Origin of the sequence: Bradyrhizobium nivariense, from assembly GCF_029846695.2 — a bacterium.
GTDB lineage: Bacteria > Pseudomonadota > Alphaproteobacteria > Rhizobiales > Xanthobacteraceae > Bradyrhizobium.
Genome location: NZ_JARWCR020000033.1, coordinates 21,915 through 40,103, shown reverse-complemented (window position 1 = coordinate 40,103; position 18,189 = coordinate 21,915). Strand labels below are relative to the sequence as shown.

The window sequence follows — 18,189 nt, the reverse complement described above, 5'->3', positions numbered from 1 at the left end:
ATGGACTCCCGCCGTCATTTGACGAAGGCCGGAGTCCGTCCATCCGTCAGACAGGTGGCGTGCTTGACAGACGTCGTTCGCCGACGTCAACGAGTTGAACACGTTGGCCATGGTGCAATAGTCGCGCTCCTCCAGCGCGCCCAATGGTCCGCGGGATCTGGCAGGTGGAGCGGTTAGATCGAACTTCTCTCTTCTTGGCCTATCGCGCTGGGTGGCACACGGCAGCGAAATGTCCGGAGCGAGAGATAGAGCAGAAGTCGTCCCAAAGCGGCCGACCGCCGCCTCTGACCCCTACCGAAAGTGGCGCCTTTTTGATAAAATCGCTATCATGTCTCAATCCATTGTCTGCCCGCAAAGCGTCAAGTCGATGATTCTCAACGTGGGCCGTCTGGCCGTGCTAGCCGTCATAGGAAGCACGGTGCCCCTCCCGTATTCATTTGCTCAGGACGACGCGGCCTCAGGCGTCAGTAGCGATTTCGAGCAGCGCATCCAGCGCATCGTGAATGGCCTACGGCCTGCCATCGCCATCGCTGGCGAACCTCCGATGAAGCTTGCTGATCGGATGAAGAAGCTGCACGTTCCTGGCGTCAGCATCGCCGTGATTCATGGCGGAGTGATCCAGGCTCGTGGGTTCGGGTCCGCTACCATCGGTGGTCCGCCTGTATTACCTGAAACGTTGTTCCAGGCGGCCTCAATCAGCAAACCGGTTACGGCTGTAGCGGCCCTCGCATTGGCTCAGGCCGGAAAACTCGACGTCGATGGCGACGTCAATCTCTCTCTCAGGAAATGGAAGATTCCCGTCAACTCGTTCACCACTCAATCCAAGGTCACACTTGGAAGGCTGCTGAATCATTCGGCTGGTGTCACTGTCGGTAGTTTTCCGGGATATCCTGCAGGCGCACCAATTCCCTCACTCGGCGACGTTCTCAATGGCACGCCGCCTGCAAACACCGCGCCTATCGTGGTCAATCATGAGCCGGGCGCACGGTTTGAGTACTCTAGCGGGGGCTACACCATTGTGCAGCAACTGCTCACTGACGTAACCGATAAGCCATTCCCAAACCTGCTTGAAGAAACAGTCCTCAAGCCGTTCGGAATGACTCATAGCAGTTTCCTCCAGCCGCTACCCGAAATTGACGCTCAAATCGCCGCAACACCCTATCAAGCTTCGGGAGCACCAGTACCCGGAGGTCCACACACCTATCCCGAATTGGCTGCGGCGGGATTGTGGACGACACCTACCGACCTTGCTCACTTTGCACTGGGTGTGCTGGATGCATGGAGCGGCCGGAATGATTCCGTGTTGTCTCAAGCCACGACGCTTCAAATGCTCACACCGGGCCTCGCCGATTATGGACTGGGCCTGATTGTTCGCGGCGTCTCACCGCATCGACGATTTCAGCATTGGGGCTTCAACGCCGGATTCGTCAGTTCGATGATTATGTTCGAAAATGGAGATGGCGCTGTTACCATGACGAACGGAGCGGGCGGTGGACAACTTATTAGCGAGATAATGCACGGTATCGCGGTCGAATATGACTGGCCAGATGGCCAGCCCAAGATCCGCCAACGAACGACGGTCAGCCCGCAAGTCTTGGATCGATTGGTCGGGACTTACCAACTGGCGCCTGATGTTTCGATTCATATTTCCAAGCAAGGCGATCGCCTATTCGCCCAGGCAACCGGGCAAGAACGGTTTGAAATCTTCCCTGAAAGTGACCACACTTTCTTTTTCACCGATGTCGACGCAGTCCTGACATTCGATGCAGAAAATCAAGTCGATGCGGCGCAATTGATTCTTCATCAGAACGGCGTGGGTCGCGTTGGAAGGCGCGTTCAGTAGGACGCGGGCACTTGTCATGCCTCTTTTTGTATGTCTCTTTGTGGCTCGTTTGAGACATGCCGGGGCGGTCTGACGATGTCCGTTCACAGGGGGTAGATCGGAAGAGAACGGCACGCGGCGATTGAACTGAAGCAGAGGTTCCCAGAATCAGAGTCATTTGATTGTGCTTTTCCGCTACGCGAAGTTGATCAGCAGGGGCGATACATCGCCTGCAAGGACTTCCCGCTTAGAAAAATAGTGTGAGGTCTCAGACCACCCCGCCTAGCGATCCAGCGACGTACCGGCGTCGGGTAGCCAGAGTACAACATCAAGGTCGCTTCGGTATCGGTGAAGGTGCGGCCGTTCGGGCCGTAATTCCAAGCCGCATGGAAGCCGAGTGTAGCGCGCGAAGTCACGCAGATATTGTCGCGAGGGAGCTCGCTGAGGACAATAGTGCATGCCGAGGCACAGAGACCGTCACCGACTCGCCGGCTGAGGCTAGGCGCTGATACCTCATGACGTAGCTTCCGATCTGCCCGCCTCCATCATTCGTGATGCGTACTGCTGAGACTGCATTCGACATGCTTAGGATCAGCAAAATTGCCGGAAGAAATCCCCTCCCATACTTCATGTTCCCACCCTTCGATTCGAGCAAACTGGTCGGATCGCTTTGTGTGATGCGCGAAGCCGCGACAAGTCTTGTTCAGCTTGATGGCTTCGTTTGCACGCACTGCAGGAGTACGCGTCTGTCTACGAAAGTTCCCGGAAGCCGACAGACGTTTGCTCCTAGTCATGCTGCTGACGCAATCTCTGTCTTAGACGGCGAGAACCAAGAACGCCCATGCGCGGACCACCCTGGTCCCCCACAATGGTTCCGCCAAGATTGGCACGAATCCGCAAAATTGGCACGAGTTCGTTAACGCCTCCGCGTTCGCTTGACCTGCCAGGAACCGAACGAAAAAATCGGTCGAGGAGTAATGATATTGTTTCGTTCTAGCGCCGCAATTTGCGGCGCCGCAATCGCACTTGCCGTTTCTGTTACCGTTGCTCGAAGTGAAGTCGTTGCAGTTCATTCAAGCACCGTCGTCAACGAAGCTTCTGGGGATGCGATTGTTGGCACAGCATCGACGTACAATCCGTTCCGGCCCGGTTGGCGGGAGGGCGGCCCGAACACAGCTTCCGGGGAGCGCTATGATCCCTTTGTCTGGGCGGCCGCCATCAAGACGAGTTTGCGTCAAAAATTTGGTGGGGTCCAATATGGCGAGAGGCCGAAGTATGCCCTCGTTGAGGCTGTAGGCAAGAAGGTCATCGTCAAGATAAATGACGTTGGGCCATTAACGCCTGGACGCATCATTGACCTCAATGAGCGGGCGATGCGCTATTTCGATCCAAGCCTGCAGCTCGGGGTAATTCATGACGTAAAAGTCAGGCCGCTTTCCGGCAACTATTGGGTCCCCGGACCGGTTGGATGAACATCGCACGCGAAACAGGTAGAGCACGGCCCTCCTGGAGATCAGGTCTTCAATGTAGAGAAGGGCGTGGCCGAATGTCGCCTCTTGAGGACAAAGCAGACCTCGCCAATACGGGCGTCGACTTCCGAAAAGGCCCATCGCTTCATCGAGCGCATTGCAGCGATATGTCCGGAGTCAGGGGTAGACCGGAAGTCACAACAATATGGTCCGAAAGACGTGAATGACCCTGGCTGTGTGAAAACGCCGCTGCTTTGCTATGATTCCCTCGTGATTCTGCGGGGGAAGCTGATGAGGCGCTTCGTTAAGCAGGCGGATCGTGGGCAACGGACGCTATTACCCGAATGCCTCGATGATTTCATTGACGAGAGCAACCCTGTTCGCGTGATCGACGTGTTTGTCGATGCGTCGATTTGGCTGCGATGAGCTTTGAGGGGGGTGGAGCCGGCGGCGACTGGTCGGCCATCGTACCACCCCTCGGTTCTCCTTAAGCTTTACATTTATGGCTATCTGAACCGGGGTCAGTCGAGCCGGCGGCTCGAACGAGAAGCCGGACGCAATGTCGAGGTCATGTGGCTGCTGGGTCGGCTCGCACCTGATCACAAGACGATCGCGGACTTCCGCAAAGACAGCGGCCCGGCGCTGCGCAGGGTATGTGCGCGCTTCGTCGAACTCTGCCGCGAGATGGGCCTCCTCACGACGGCGAGCGTTGCCATCGATGGCAGCAAGTTCAAGGCCGTGAACAATCGGGACAAGAACTTCACGCGGGGGAAGGTGGAACGGCGGCGTGCCCAGCTGGAGGAGAGCGTCGCGCGCTATCTGAGCCAACTTGACACGGCCGACCGGCAAGAGCCGACGGAGGCACTGGCCGCGAAGGTGACGAGGCTTACCGAGAAACTGACGAAGCTGAAAGAGGAAATGGGCAAGCTTGCCGCCCACGAGAAGCAGATGCTGGCTTCGCCTGACCAACAAATCTCCCTGACCGATCCCGACAGCCGGTCGATGGCAACGAGCGGCCGCGGGTCCGGCGTTGTCGGATACAACGTGCAAGTCGCCGTGGATACCGAGCACCATCTGATTGTGACGCATGAGGTGACGAACAGCGGCTCGGATCGGGCTCAACTGGCCAATGTGGCCAAGCAGGCGAAGGCTGTTCTAAAGACCGAGACGCTCGAGGCCGTTGCCGATCGCGGCTACTTCAGCAGCTTGGAGATCCTCGCGTGCCACGAGGCCGGCATCACCGTAACTCTGCCCAAGCCGCAGACGTCGGGTGCCAAGTCAGATGGCCGCTTCGGCAAGCAGGACTTTGCCTATTTGCCGGAGGAAGACGCCTATCGCTGTCCGGCTGGGGAGCAACTGCCGTATCGCTTTACGAACGAGGAAGATGGCAAGCGGATAAAGCGCTACTGGACCACACCCGCTCGAAAAACCTACTTAAACGAACAAGCACCGGAATACTTCTTTCCAGGCGCGTAGGGATCGACGGCGGCTGCCACCTGAACTCGCGCTCCAGGGTGTCTACCCATAGATCATCGATATCGCCGATCGTAGGGTCGGTCCTCCTACCATCCGGTATGCCGACAAAGATCGGCCAACGCGTCTTCACCCCCGCGACATTCTTACAGAGCGCGCGGGACCGAGGTTGACGGAATATCGTCAAGATTGCCGACAAGCGCCCCGTCTGAGACGGAAGGCCATCGCGAACACGGGGTTGATGAAATCGAGATGCCGACGCGCGTGAAACGTCAGCTCAGACATAACTTCGGCGGTTGCGCGAAGACTCACGTCGGCGAGGAGCGGATTCGCAACATCCTCGAAATCTTGTGGTCGTTCGAAGGTCTGACAGATATCGGGGTGTTTCTGTCGGCGCTCGAATTGCCAGCGCCCACAGGATGACCTGACGATGATAATGATGTGGGCCGCCCCCGCAACTCGCAATGTCGAGGTGCTAACAGGTCGCTTGAGCAAATTAGCAGAAACCCAAGCGAAGGTTCAGGGCACGAATTCGGGGAACGGGCTGACAGCGCTGACGGAACGCGAGCGTCAGATCATGCGTCTGGTCTCCGAAGGATTGTCGAACAAGGAAATCGGGCGGCGGTTGAGCATTGCCGACGGCACCATCAAAGTGCGCCTTCACAATATCTTTCAAAAGCTTGAAATCAGCAACCGGACGGTGCTCGCGGCTATCGCCATCTCGCAACATGATCGCGCGACCGCCGCGCGGGAGAAGGCTCCGCATCCCGGATTGAGTCCGACGAGCGGGCAGCGCTGAGAAGATCTTCACGCACCGCCGTTTTTCGTCACGCTGTGATGGGCAGATGGCCTCAAATTGGAAGCGCCGGCCCCGGCCGAAGACGCTGTCTCGGCCACGATGCGGCAGGGGCGGCACGCCGACACGATTGAACCGAGTAACCTGTTAAGGACCGAAAATTGATTTCAGGCGCGGCTTGATTGGCGTGGTCAATGTTCGGGGAGCTTATTGGGTAGTCCGCCATGGCTGGCGGCTGATCCAGAATCGCAGGCAAGGGAACGGGAGGGAAGTGTAATTATTCGTCATCTGCAGCTCTGGGTCGATCGCAGTTTGTCCGTTGTCAGGTAAAACGAAGTCGCGGGCAACAGATCGGCTCCAGATGCGATCGCAGGGGTGTGCCGACTAGATATCGGTACATCTGGAGCGGCGGCCCTGGCCTTTCCTGCCCTGCCCCCCAAGTGGTCAGGGCCGTTTCTCTGTAGTCGGCCTGCCAACAGGAGTGAAACTCCGTGGTTGAGCTGAAAGCGAGTGCGTGGACGCATCTTGATGTCCCTTCAGTTTCACCGTGCCGTCGAGGACATGGAAATTTGGAGCGCGACCGGCGACGGCTTTTCCTTTGTGGTCACGTATGAGACCCCTGCTGGTAGCGGCTTTCATGGACGTACCGGCTATTTGGCGTCATGGCGGCCGCTCTATCGGGGTAACGGCGCGATCAAGATTGGCGGTTCGGCGTTTGCAACCTTCGCGGAGGCGGAGAAGGCCTGCAACACGATGCTTGAGCTTCTGAAGGAGCTGTCGCTGAAATGAAGTGCCTCGCCTGCAGTCAGGCGAGGTCGACATTCAAGTACGTTTGAGCCGAGAGGAGAGGTCGCCCGCAACGGCGGATGGCCTATTCTCAGCGATCAGGCGGTGCTACCCGCGTCGACCGTCACCACGGTGCCGGTGACGTTCCGGCCGCCTTCGTCGAGGCGACGATAGAGGAAATGTTGACGATCCGCCCCGCGCCGTCGGCCATCATATGGCGCGCCACGTATTTAGTCAGGATGATCGGCGACAGTACATTCAGGCGAATCAAGGCCTCGATTTCGGAATTGTGCATGGTGGCCAGCAGCCCATCGGCACCGATCCCGGCATTGTTGACGAGGCCGTAGATCGTGCCGAATTCGGCGCGCACTGATTTTGCGAAGATCGGGATCGATTCAATTACCGCGAGGTCGCAGGCGCGGAAATGCAGGCGCCCTTGTGCTTCGCCGCATGCAGCCGCAAACTCTGCGCTCTCGCGGCGCGCCACTACGACCACATTGTAGTGGCCGGAGGCAGTGAGCTTGCGTGCAATGGCAAGACCGATACCGCGGCTGCCGCCGGTGATGAGGACGTTACGCATCGGTGCGCGCCAGTTTCCCCGCGGCCGTGACCTCGATCCGATCGACGAAGCGGATCACCGCAGGCACCTTCCATACTGCCAGCCGGTCTTTGCACTGGCTGAGAATCTCCGTGCGGATCGTTTCGTGGCGTTCCCTATCGGTGCCGTCGACCAGGACGACATCGGCGACTACAATGGCGCCGGTGATCGGGCTCCTGCGCGATCGCGCGCGCGACATCTGGACGCAAGCGTGCCGGTTGATCACGACCTCCACCTCCTCCGGATGCACCTTCAACCCGCCGATGTTGATGATGCCGCCTCGCCGGCCGACGAAGTGGTATCGTTCGCCGCGCAGCTCGACCATATCGCCGGTATCGACGAAGCCCTCGGCGTCGGCGAGCGGCGGAGCATCGGCGCCGACATAGGAGCGCGCGGTACGCTGGGAACGGATCCGCAGTGAGCCGTCGACCACCTTCATCTCAACGCCGGCGTGATTCTGCCCGATCAGGTGGACAGGAAAACCCTCGCGCCCATCGTCCACGCTGAAACCGACGCCAGCCTCGGTCGAGGCATAGGCGTGCCCGATTGACGCATGCGGATAAGCCCGGGCCAAGCCGTCCAGCACTGCCTGGTCAGCGATTTCGCCGGACAGGCGGACATAGTCCGGCGAGAAGTTGGCGGACGCACCGCTCATCAGGAGCTTGCGCCAATGCGACGGCGTTCCGGAGATGTGGGTGACGCCGCCCGCGCGCAGCCGCACCACATGGGCCGCGACGGCTTCCTCGGGCTCCGAAAGCACCATCGATCCGCCGCCGATCACGGCCCGCAGGAAAATTTGCAAGCCGCCGTAGCGGCGGATGTCGTAGAACGTCGCCCAGGTCGCGTTCGGGTGGCGCGAAGGTCCATCGGCGATGATCGCGCCGGCCAGCCCATCGAGCGTATGTCGGACGATCTTCGGCAGCCCTGATGTCCCCGATGTCAGCATTAGCCACTCGGTCGCGCGTTCGGTCCTCCATCCCGCACCGGCACGTTCGGGCAGGCGGGCGCCGACAATCAAATGCGCGCCGGCATCGCAATGGTGCAGCGGCCGATCGGTGACGATGGCATCGATCCCGGCATTCGAAAGCAGGGCGGGGATGCGATCCGGATCGAGGTCGGGCGGGCACAGAAGCATGCGGCGGACGACGCCGTCGAGTTCGATCATCGCAAGCGCGGACAAGAGCTGTCCCGATGTCGCAAGCAGCACCGAACGGCCGGATAGCTCGCGGGATTTGCCGGTCAAGCAGCTGCGCCGGAGAATGTCGGTCAGCGATACGCAGTGCCTTGCATCGGAAATCGTGCGGCCCTTCAGTTCCAGGCCGAGATATTGGCGTAGTGCAAAGATATCAGGCGGGGACATTCTCGTAGGCCTTGACGAACTCACCAACGGTCGACGGGAAGGCTGCGTCCTCGGCGACAGTGAAGGGATCGATACCGAGCTCGTCCTCCAGCCGCGCAACCAGGATGGCGAATGCCAGCGAATCGAACCCGGTCTCGTTCAGTGGCAGATCGTCCTCAAGCGGCGGCAGCGTGACCTTCTGTTCCTCGGCGATCTGGTTCATCGCGGAGAAAATCTTCGACTTGACCGACATGGCAAACCTCATATCTCGGCTTCTCGAGCCGATGCTAGAGCCTGATTTCGCCCGCAACGATGCGCGCGTAGACCGCCCGGTCGATCGAACGATAGTCGCCGGACACCGGATCGTGCAGGAACAGCGGATCGCCCACCACCGAAGGATCAAATCCCTCGCGGATCAGGCGCGGCTTCTTCTGCTTGAAAGTGTCGGTCGCGTCGAGCGCCCGGCACAACCTGACGAAGGCTGGAACCGCATAGCGCGGAAGCCGATTCGAAAGGTGTTCTCTGAATATTCCGAAATCGAAACGTCGGTCCACCACCAGGGCCGCCATGCCGGCGCGGCCATCGGCCCCCGACACGGCAACTCCATAGGTCGATGCGTCGAGAACGCCGGGGCAGTCCCTGATTGCGTCGTTCACTTCGCTGGTCGCGACGTTCTCGCCCTTCCAGCGGAAGGTGTCGCCGACACGGTCGATGAAGTGCAAGTAGCCCTGCTCGTCGCGCAGCATCAGATCGCCGGTGCGGAACCAGGCGTCGCCTTCAGCAAAGACGTTGCGCAGAATCTTTTTCGCAGTCTCGGCGGGATCGGTGTAGCCCTCGAAAGGTACGCCGTCGCGATCGGCGCTGCCGATGCGCCCGACAGCCTCGCCCGTCTCGCCGGGGACGCAGGCGATACAGAGCCCGGCGGTGCCGCGGAGTGGGCTGCCGCTGTCGGCATCGACCCTGACGATAGAGGCGGGAAAGCGATGCGCCAGCACCGGCGGGATCCGGCCGATCGCGCCGGGTTTTCCTTCGACGTTGAATAGCGAAAAATTGCCTTCCGTTGCGGCATAGAACTCGAGGATCTGCGGAATCGCGAACCGGCTGGCGAACAGCTCCCAGATGTCGCCGGGCAATCCGTTGCCGACAGCCAGCCGCAACCTGTGTCGCGCCTCTCGTTCGGACGACGGCGCCTTCAGCAGATACCGGCAGAGCTCGCCAATATATTGGAAGACGGTGCAGTCGAAACGCACGATGTCGTCCCAGAAGCTGCTAGCGGAGAATTTCTCCGCGATCACGACCGAAGCGCCCGCGCAGAGCATGCTGCAGGGGGCCGCGACGCCGCCCACGGAGTGATGGAGCGGCAGGCAATCGTAGAGACGATCGTCGGTTGAGGCGTCCGTCAGTCCGGCAAACCATCGGCCCCAGGTGAGAATGCGGCGATGACTGACGTTCGCGGCCTTCGGTAGCCCCGTGGTGCCCGAGGTGTAGATAAGGAGCGCGCGTCCATCGATCGTGACGTCACCACGTTCGGCGGAGGACAGCGGACGTGGATCGAACGCGCCGAGGGTCAGGTCCAGATCGTCGCTTGGGTCGCCGGTGCCCAGGCTCCAACTTTGCGGCACGCGGTGCAGGTGTGGACGTGCGGTTTCGAACGCATCCACACAATCGGCAGCAAGGATGATGTGATCGGCATCCGCGACGTCGATGCAGTGGGCGAGCGACTGGCCGACCAGTTTGGTATTGATCAGTGCCACAGTCCCGCCGACCCTGCTGATGCCGAGCCAGCAGGCGAGGTAGTCCGGCCGGTTGGGCATCAGCAGACAGACGGTGCGGCCGGCATGGAGGCCGAGGCCCCGCGCCCAGCGCGCATACCGGTTGATCCGGGCGGTGAGTTCTCCATAGGTGAAGGATTGGCCGTCCGAGAGCAAGGCAGGTCGCCTGGGGTGATGCTGTGCCCATTCTTCCACGACGTCGGCGAACAACCGATGCGGTTGGGTGTCGACCCGCGCTGTTAGTGCGATGGCTTGCAGCCAGGCCTTGGCGGCGGAGCGTCTGCGCCGCGGAGCGCCGCGTTTGGTCGCCTCCCGGATCTCGGCTGTCTTCACCACTTGATCATGCGGTTGGGCTCGATCCGCGTCCGCGCGCACCTGCTCGCTGGTCGGCAAGGTCGCGGTCGGAGCGACCCCGCAATCATTGTTGATTCGTCTCGCTTGTTTGTCGAAGCAGAATCTCTGTTCAGCCGGCGTCATCCCGCCTCAGATCCGAGCTGGTTGAGGATCATCCGCTCCATCGCCTTCACCGATTGAAAATTTTCGGGCGTGATTTCGAGTTGGGGAAGGATGAGATCGAATTCGGCTTCAACCTTGAGCATCAGCTCGACCATGCCCATCGAGTTTAGCCCGATATCCACCAGTCGTGACTCCGGGTGGACATCGGCGGTGATCGCGTTCTGCTGGAGGACGCTCGTGACGACGGATAGAACACGGTTCTGAACGTTGACGACAAAGTCGCGCATTTTACTTGCCCCTTGCCGTGGCCGAGCGTGATCACAATCGGGACGACGATACTCAACTGCTCCTCCGGTCAATAGCTCTGCTTCGGAGGTACCTCGCCCGGGAGTGGCAGCTCCTTGACACCCACTTCTGCGCCAACGACGCAGCAAGGGAAGTGGGCTAGCTGTTGATTTTGAGCGGAATTCATCTCGACCCGGCTCGCGTTGTCCATCCATGACAACCATGAAATGAGGGGCGTTGGCCTATGAGTGTGCAGGAAGTTCAGTTCCGCAACATCGCCACGGGAATCGGCCGAATGGCATTTTCTCCCGACGGCTCCTCGTTCCGGCAGCGGACGGCAATTGTCGCGGAGGTCGCCGCGGCGGAGGCGGAGGGGGTCGATCGCGAGGCGCGCTTCCCGCGGAAGGCGATCGACGCGGCGCGCAGTGAGAGACTTCTTGGCGCTCAGATTCCGATCGAGTTCGGCGGAGGCGGTGCGTCTATCTCCGAGGTGGCCGATATGTGCTACGCGCTCGGCCGGGCTTGCGCCTCCGTCGGGATGATCTTCGCGATGCATCAGACCAAAGTCGCGTGCCTGGTTCGCCACGGCGCGGGCAGCGGCTGGCACGAAAGTCTCATGCGTCGCGTGGCTGCCGAGCAGCTGCTGCTGGCATCGTCGACCACGGAAGGCCAGAACGGCGGGAATATACGCTTCAGCTCGGCCGCAGTGGAGAGTGCTGGCACAGAGATTTCACTGGTGCGCGACGCGACGGTGATTTCGTACGGCGCCGAGGCGGACGGCATCATCACCGTCGCCCGCCGCTCCGACTCTGCTGCCGGATCCGACCAGGTGCTGCTGGCCATCATCCGCGACGACTATACGCTGGAGCCCACTCTCGCGTGGGAGACGCTTGGCATGCGTGGGACATGCAGCGCCGGGTTCAAGCTGAATTTCAGGGGCGCCGCGGACCAGATATTCCCCGTGCCATACGAAAGGATCCATGCGCAGACGATGACACCCGTCGCGCACCTGTGCTGGTCCTCGGTTTGGGCAGGGATCGCGGCTGCGGCGGTGGACCGGGCGCAGCTCTTCATCCGCAAGGCCGCCCGCGGGTCGGGTGGCAATATGCCTCCCGGCGCGGCGCATTTCACCAACGCCAAAATGACGCTGACGAAACTGCGCGCCATCGTCGCCGCGAATCTCCAGTTCTATGAAGCTCGCGAACGGGACGAGCGCGCGCTGTCATCCCTCGAGTTCCAGTCCTCGATCAATCTTCTCAAGGTGGAGGCCTCCGAGCTCGCGGTTACGGCCGTTATGCACGCGACGCGCGCCTGCGGCCTTTCCGGTTACCGCAACGACACCGACGTAAGTATCGGCCGCCACCTGCGCGACGTGCTTTCCGCTCCGATCATGATCAACAACGACCGCATCCTCGCCAGCATGGGTACCTCCACGCTGATGAGCACCGTCCCGGAGTCCCTGCGCGATTGATTTTCTCCCCAGAAGGAATCGGCCTGATGAACGTGGCCATTGTTGAAGCACCGGCGGACTCCACGCAGCCATCGGCCGATCCGTTGGATCATCTTGCCGATGCGCTGTTCCATGAGATGGGCTCTCCCGGCGTCCATGGCCGCACCGCGCTCCATGAAGACGTCGTGGAGCGGATTGGGGCGGTGATCTCACGGAATCGCGAACCGAACACTGAGGTGATGCGCTTCCCGCCCGTCATGAACCGCGCGCAGCTTGAGAAGTCAGGCTATCTTAAGAGCTTTCCCAACCTCCTCGGCTGCGTTTGTGGCTTGCACGGCACGGAAAGCGAGATCGACGCGGCGGTCAGCCGCTTCGATGCCGGCGGCGACTGGACCGCGTCGCTGTCACCGGCCGATCTCGTTCTGTCGCCGGCCGCCTGCTATCCGGTCTATCCAATCGCGGCGAGCCGAGGTCCCGTGCCGGCGGGCGGCTGGAGCTTCGACGTGGCTGCCGATTGTTTTCGTCGCGAGCCCTCGCGCCATCTCGATCGGCTGCAGTCCTTCAGGATGCGTGAATTCGTCTGCATCGGTAGCCCCGATCACGTCTCGGCGTTCCGGGAGCGCTGGATCATACGTGCGCAGAAGATCGCCCGGGATCTCGGGCTGACCTTCAGGGTCGATTATGCCAACGACCCGTTCTTCGGCCGGGTCGGTCAGATGATGGCGGTGAGCCAAAAGCAGCAGTCGCTGAAGTTCGAACTGCTGGTGCCTCTGCGCTCCGAGGAGCGACCGACCGCCTGCATGAGCTTCAACTACCACCGAGATCATTTCGGCACCGCCTGGGGCATCGTGGATGCGGCCTCTGAGCCGGCTCACACCTCCTGCGTGGCCTTCGGAATGGACCGTCTCGCCGTCGCCATGTTCCATACCCACGGCAAAGACGTCGCCCTGTGGCCGATCGCGGTCCGGGACCTACTGGGCATCGCGCAGACCGACCGTGGGGGGCAGTCAGTATTCGAGGAATTCCGATGCGCCAAGGAAGTCGGGAGCTAGGCCGGGATCGGAGAGACGAAGGGCCAGTCTCCATGAGGAGAGAGACTCTCGCCGTCCATGGCGGCTTCGAAAGCGATCCGGCAACGAAGGCCGTTGCCGTGCCGATCTACCAGACGGCCGCGTTTGCATTCGACAGCGCCGACCATGGAGCCGCGCTTTTCAACCTCGAAGTGGACGGCTTCCGCTACACCCGGATCGGCAATCCGACCAACGCGGTGCTGGAGAAGCGCGTCGCCGCCCTGGAAGGAGGCATCGAGGCGCTCAGCGTGGCCTGTGGTCAGGCCGCGGTGAACTATGCGGTGGTCAACATCACTGAGATGGGCACCAACATCGTCTCGGTTCCGCAGCTCTACGGCACCACGCATACGCTTTTCGCATACCTCCTGCCGAGGCAGGGCATTACGGTCCGGTTTTCGGACGACGACCGGCCGGCGAGCGTCGAAAGATTGATCGACGACGATACGCGGGCGGTGTTCTGCGAGAGCGTCGGGAATCCGGCCGGAAACGTCTGCGACATCGAAGTCATGGCCGAGGTCGCGCACAGGCACGGCGTTCCGCTGATCGTCGATAACACGGTGCCGACACCGATCCTGCTCAGGCCGATCGATGGCGCAGACATTGTCGTGGAGTCGCTGACGAAATTCATGGGTGGGTATGGCACCACGCTCGGTGGAATTATCGTCGACAGCGGCAGATTCCCGTGGGCGGAGCATCGCCGGCGCTTCCCGATGATGAACGAGCCGGAGAAATCGTACCATGGTCTGATCTTCACCGAGCGCTACGGTGCCGCCGCCTACATTGCCCGTTGCCGCGCCGTCTCCCAGAGGACCACCGGCGCCGTCCTGGCGCCGATGAACGCTTTCCTGCTGCTCCAGGGCATCGAGACAGTCGCGCTCCGGATCGAGCGGCACGTCGAGAATGGCGAAAAGGTCGCGTGGTTCTTGCGCGATGACCGCCGTGTCGGGTGGGTCAATTTTGCGGGCTTTCACGACCGTCCCTATTACGCGCTGACACAGAAGTATCTAGGTGGTCGGGCGTGTTCGCTGCTGACTTTTGGCGTGGCTGGAGGCTTCGAGGCGGGCAAGCGGTTCTACGACGCACTGAAGCTCTGCAAGCGGCTGGTCAATATCGGCGACGCGAAATCGCTCGCCTGCCACCCCGCATCGACAACCCACCGGCAAATGTCGCCCGAGGAACAGGATAGAGCCGGCGTGCGGCCCGAGATGATCAGGCTGAGCGTCGGAATCGAGCACATCGACGACATCATAGCGGATCTCGATCAGGCCCTCCGTGCCGCGAACTGATGTTTCGTCAACCATGAAGGCATTCGGATGACTGTCTTGATCGACATAGATTCGCACGAACACCACCTCTTCTCGAGAGCGCCGGCTAGAGGCGCTGATGCGATGGCGTCATTGGAAAACCAGACGGAGTGCCTTGACATCGCGCTTATCAATAACATGTCGGATGCTGCGTTGATGTCGACCGAGCGTCAACTGTTCGACCTGCTCAATGCGGCGGCCGGACGACTTAGCGTCAGGCTGCATTTCTATACGATGGCGGCGACCCCCCGTTCGGAATGGGGGCGCGATTACGTCGGTCGATATTACCGTGGCCTCGACGATCTGCTGAACAGGCGTCTGGATGGGGTGATCGTGACCGGCGCCGAACCCAAGGCCGCCAGCCTGACGGAAGAGCCATATTGGAACACTTTCGCAGAGATCGTCGATTGGGCCGAGGAAAATACCGTGTCGTCGGTGTTTTCCTGTCTGGCCGTCCATGGGGCCGTCCTCCACATGGACGGCGTTCCGCGCCACAAGCTGCCTACCAAGTGCTTTGGTGTCTTTGCTCAAACAAAAACGACACGTCATCCCTTGATGCAAGATGTGCCGAGGACCTTCAGAATACCGCACGCCCGGTGGAACGAGGTGGAGGAGGGGGATCTCGCGAACTGCGGATACTCGGTTCTCACCTGGTCGGCCGAGGCCGGCGTCGATTGCTTCGTGAAGCGGCAGAAGAAGAGCCTTTTCGTCCATTTCCAGGGCCACCCGGAATACGAAACGCAGAGCCTGCTTGGCGAATACTGGCGAGATATGGGTCGCTTCCTCCGGGGGGAGAATGAAGTCTGTCCGACGATACCGAAGGGTTATTTCGGCGAGGAGGCGGAAGAGATACAGGTCGCTTTCCGACAGAAAGCCCTTTCCGACAGACACCCAGAACTTTTCGCCGACTTTCCAGCCGATCAAATGGCGAAGGACCTGAGCAACGTCTGGCATCTGCCGGCTACGCGCATATACCGCAACTGGTTGCTGTACCTGATGTCGCAGCGAGTTGGACGCTCAAAGCCGTTAGGGACGCGAGAGGCGGCTCTCTCCGCAGCCGGAATTCCGGCTCGTCGCCATGTTGCCGCTCGATCCGCTCGCCGGGCGCGCTCGCCAAGCCTGATGACCAAGACGCGGCTCGGATATTATGAGTGAGAATTCGGACCATGATCCGTTGCCGCGAGATAGGATTAGCTGATTTTAACGCCATCGCCGATCTTCTCGCAAACGGTTTTCCAATGCGATCGCGCGACTACTGGGTCGACGGACTCCGGCGCATGTCAGCGCGTGATGTACCTGAAGGCTTCCCGCGCTTCGGCTACCTGCTTGACCATGACGGGACGTCCGTCGGCGCTCTGCTGTTGATCCACACCGCGCGGAACGATGACGGCTGTACCTCCATCCGCTGCAATCTCTCCAGCTGGTATGTGGAACCTGCCTTTCGCAGCTACGCTCCGATGCTGACCAACGTCGCGCAGCGTCACAAGGACGTCACCCACATCAATATCAGTGCGGCGCAATGGACTTGGCGAGCCATCGAAGCTCAGGGATTCCGCCGCTATTGCGGCGGCATGTTCTTCTCGTTTTCCAGCGGTGTCGCGTCCGGCCAAGGCTATGCGTGCCGAAGTCGTCGGGCAAGGCGCGCAGGGATCGCCGGCTTGTCCGAAGCTGACGCCGCGCTGCTTGCACGTCACGCAGCCTACGGCTGGCTCAGCTTGGTATGCCGCGCTGCCGATGGCCGCGCCTTTCCGTTCGTCCTGCAGCCGATGCGAATCCGCAGAGGCGATGCTGTTCCGCGATTGATGCAAGGAGCGGCCGTCGCAGACGACGCATTCGTGGGGCACGCGAACCCGACGAGCGAATCCGATCAAGGTCAGGATCGGAGTGGGGGAGATGATCACGCACTGCACAGCACTGGTGATTGCACTCGGGATCTCATTGATCGCGCCGGCTTCGGCTCAGAAGGCCGAGATTGAAGCGATCAACGCGAAGCGGATTGAATTGTGCAACAAGGACGACGTCTCTGCATGGCTGGCCAAGTTGGCGATCCAAAGCTCACAACCGTTGACGTCAAGCCGCTCGGCCCTTCCGCGGCACGCGAAATCGGGACCCTCACCCTGAAGGCCAAGGGACCGACCCTGCAGGAGGTGACCGGAAAATATGCGTCGTTTGGGAAAAGGTCGAAAACGACTGGAGGCTCACCACCAACATACGGAACGACGGCAAATTTCCGACGCGCATCTCCACGGCAGGGCGCTGCGACATAAGCATCGCGTTCTTAGCCAACGGTGCGGGCCGCGACAGTATCAGGCGCGCAGAAAGCAGGTACGTCACGGCCCTAGCGTACAGGCCATGGCCATCCCGATGTTGGTTGCGGCTTTTTGGCTTGCGGCAGCGCCGGGGTTGGTGCCGGCTTGTGCGTCTGGGCGATGTTGGTCGGCTGCCGCGGACGCGGCACTGGTACTTCGGGCATCAGCTTTGGCTCGTCGGGACTCGCCTTTGGCTCTTCGGGGTTCACCTGTGACTCTTCAGGTATCACCTTTGGCTCCGAAGCGTTGGCGATGACGCGGGCCAGTTGTTCCTGATTTGCGTTGAGCCGCTCGGTAACCGTTTCGCTTTCGCGCTCTACACGTATTTGGGTGGCCTTGATCTGGTCGATGATATTGTTGTTGCGTACCATTTCTGCCTGGCTCGCCTTGAGTTGGTTTGCGACATTTTCATTATCGCGGACCAATTGTCCTTGCCTCATCTCGAGCTGTGCGACCGCTTGCTTCAAGGCAGCGAGATCATGCTCTATCGGTTGGAGCTGCTGCGCAAAGTCGGACGACAGGGCGACCGTAGTCGGCGAGGCCTGTGCCAGGGATGTTGGGTCTGAGGGGGCCATCGCTTCCGTATGAGCGGAGGAGGACCACCACCAGGCAACAACACCGATGGATGCCGCCAACAGAGAACCGACGAAAGCCATATAGCGCCAATCCGCCAACTCATGAATCGTTGGCGGCGGAGGACTAAACGTCTCAATGCTGGTCGGCGGGTCCGAATGAGTGACCCTCGCTTCGCGCGCGAGGTTCGAAAGTTGTTCCTCCAAGCTCGCAAACGACCCTTCCGTGAGTTTGTCGTCCAGCGTGGAATCCATTTGGGTGCTCCGTTTCAAATGCAATGTCACCCAAGTGAGAGTGATCCGCGCAGCTGCGCTACGGCGAGCTAACATTCGATGGGACGCAGATGGTCGTGCAGCCCACGAAGCTTCGCAGGGATGAGATGCAACCTGCGCGTCACATCGTCTTTCATCCCTGCACTGTCCTGCGTTCTTAACCCAGCCGAAGAGGCGGAACTATGTCCACGGCCGGAGAATTACGGAAGGAACCCTTACTCTTCATCTGGCCGCTGCGCGTCCGTGGAAGCGGGAAGAAGACCTTATCGAACGAGAAGCCGACGCCGGCGGGGGTCCGGCTGCAGGTCCTGCTCGACCGGGCTAAATTCTCCCCAGGCGAGATCGATGGAAGGTTCGGCGAGAAACGAAAGCGGCACTAAGCTGCTGTAGGTCGCTCGCTGAAATCCTTGTGCGC

General features: G+C 60.6%; 15 protein-coding genes and 3 pseudogenes. 11 read left to right on the top strand and 7 right to left on the bottom strand.

Going from position 1 to position 18,189, the window contains the following annotated elements; translation table 11 throughout:
• Window positions 1-328 precede the first annotated feature (328 nt).
• Window positions 329-1,843 (top strand): serine hydrolase, encoded by a 1,515-nt coding sequence (locus tag QCM77_RS25030; RefSeq protein ID WP_279685289.1) that lies wholly within the window; start codon window positions 329-331, stop codon window positions 1,841-1,843.
• Window positions 1,844-2,031: 188 nt separating this feature from the next.
• Here QCM77_RS25030 and QCM77_RS25025 read toward each other — a convergent pair.
• Window positions 2,032-2,453 (bottom strand): annotated as a pseudogene (locus QCM77_RS25025) (hypothetical protein).
• A gap of 346 nt (window positions 2,454-2,799) precedes the next feature.
• Between QCM77_RS25025 and QCM77_RS25020 the strand changes: the two are divergent.
• The 5 genes and pseudogenes from QCM77_RS25020 (at window position 2,800) to QCM77_RS25000 (ending at window position 6,349) form a co-directional block, all read left to right on the top strand.
• Window positions 2,800-3,294: a septal ring lytic transglycosylase RlpA family protein gene (locus QCM77_RS25020; protein ID WP_279685288.1), complete on the top strand. Its 495-nt coding sequence runs from the start codon at window positions 2,800-2,802 to the stop codon at window positions 3,292-3,294.
• Between the two features lie 288 nt (window positions 3,295-3,582).
• A pseudogene (locus tag QCM77_RS25015) lies at window positions 3,583-4,734 on the top strand (IS1182 family transposase); the annotation flags it as partial.
• Window positions 4,735-5,016: 282 nt separating this feature from the next.
• On the top strand, window positions 5,017-5,187 hold the full coding sequence (locus tag QCM77_RS25010; RefSeq protein ID WP_279685287.1) for a hypothetical protein: 171 nt from the start codon (window positions 5,017-5,019) through the stop codon (window positions 5,185-5,187).
• A 13-nt stretch (window positions 5,188-5,200) separates the two neighbouring features.
• Complete coding sequence (locus tag QCM77_RS25005; protein ID WP_279685286.1) at window positions 5,201-5,563, top strand: response regulator transcription factor; 363 nt, start codon at window positions 5,201-5,203, stop codon at window positions 5,561-5,563.
• Between the two features lie 525 nt (window positions 5,564-6,088).
• Window positions 6,089-6,349: a hypothetical protein gene (locus tag QCM77_RS25000; protein ID WP_279685285.1), complete on the top strand. Its 261-nt coding sequence runs from the start codon at window positions 6,089-6,091 to the stop codon at window positions 6,347-6,349.
• A gap of 136 nt (window positions 6,350-6,485) precedes the next feature.
• On the opposite strand, the pseudogene QCM77_RS24995 reads toward QCM77_RS25000, so the two are convergent.
• The 5 genes and pseudogenes from QCM77_RS24995 to QCM77_RS24975 form a co-directional block, all read right to left on the bottom strand.
• Window positions 6,486-6,926, bottom strand: a pseudogene (locus QCM77_RS24995) (SDR family NAD(P)-dependent oxidoreductase); the annotation flags it as partial.
• Window positions 6,919-8,304: an AMP-binding protein gene (locus tag QCM77_RS24990; RefSeq protein ID WP_279685283.1), complete on the bottom strand. Its 1,386-nt coding sequence runs from the start codon at window positions 8,302-8,304 to the stop codon at window positions 6,919-6,921. The pseudogene QCM77_RS24995 and the gene QCM77_RS24990, both read right to left, overlap by 8 nt.
• Entirely contained in the window at window positions 8,291-8,536 is a 246-nt protein-coding gene (locus tag QCM77_RS24985) for an acyl carrier protein (RefSeq protein ID WP_279685282.1), read from the bottom strand. Before QCM77_RS24985 ends, QCM77_RS24990 begins: the two co-directional genes overlap by 14 nt.
• 34 nt (window positions 8,537-8,570) lie before the next feature.
• Window positions 8,571-10,532: a long-chain-acyl-CoA synthetase gene (locus tag QCM77_RS24980; RefSeq protein WP_279685281.1), complete on the bottom strand. Its 1,962-nt coding sequence runs from the start codon at window positions 10,530-10,532 to the stop codon at window positions 8,571-8,573.
• Window positions 10,529-10,798: an acyl carrier protein gene (locus QCM77_RS24975; protein ID WP_279685280.1), complete on the bottom strand. Its 270-nt coding sequence runs from the start codon at window positions 10,796-10,798 to the stop codon at window positions 10,529-10,531. Before QCM77_RS24975 ends, QCM77_RS24980 begins: the two co-directional genes overlap by 4 nt.
• A gap of 293 nt (window positions 10,799-11,091) precedes the next feature.
• Between QCM77_RS24975 and QCM77_RS24970 the strand changes: the two genes are divergently transcribed.
• The 5 genes from QCM77_RS24970 to QCM77_RS24950 are packed head-to-tail and all read left to right on the top strand — an operon-like array spanning window position 11,092 to window position 16,596.
• Window positions 11,092-12,267: an acyl-CoA dehydrogenase family protein gene (locus QCM77_RS24970; RefSeq protein WP_279685333.1), complete on the top strand. Its 1,176-nt coding sequence runs from the start codon at window positions 11,092-11,094 to the stop codon at window positions 12,265-12,267.
• A 26-nt stretch (window positions 12,268-12,293) separates the two neighbouring features.
• A complete protein-coding gene (locus tag QCM77_RS24965) occupies window positions 12,294-13,298 on the top strand; it encodes an amino acid--[acyl-carrier-protein] ligase (protein ID WP_279685279.1) in 1,005 nt (334 codons plus the stop codon).
• 32 nt (window positions 13,299-13,330) lie between these two features.
• The gene (locus QCM77_RS24960; protein WP_279685278.1) at window positions 13,331-14,602 is read left to right on the top strand and encodes an O-acetylhomoserine aminocarboxypropyltransferase/cysteine synthase family protein; all 1,272 of its coding nucleotides are present in this window, start codon (window positions 13,331-13,333) and stop codon (window positions 14,600-14,602) included.
• 27 nt (window positions 14,603-14,629) lie between these two features.
• On the top strand, window positions 14,630-15,775 hold the full coding sequence (gene metA, locus QCM77_RS24955; RefSeq protein ID WP_279685277.1) for a homoserine O-succinyltransferase MetA: 1,146 nt from the start codon (window positions 14,630-14,632) through the stop codon (window positions 15,773-15,775).
• Window positions 15,776-15,786: 11 nt separating this feature from the next.
• Window positions 15,787-16,596 carry an acyl-CoA acyltransferase gene (locus QCM77_RS24950; RefSeq protein ID WP_279685276.1) on the top strand — a complete coding sequence of 270 codons (810 nt, stop codon included), beginning with the start codon at window positions 15,787-15,789 and terminating at the stop codon, window positions 16,594-16,596.
• 362 nt (window positions 16,597-16,958) lie between these two features.
• On the opposite strand, the gene QCM77_RS24945 is transcribed toward QCM77_RS24950, so the two are convergent.
• Window positions 16,959-17,756 (bottom strand): hypothetical protein, encoded by a 798-nt coding sequence (locus tag QCM77_RS24945; protein ID WP_279685275.1) that lies wholly within the window; start codon window positions 17,754-17,756, stop codon window positions 16,959-16,961.
• Window positions 17,757-18,189 lie beyond the last annotated feature (433 nt).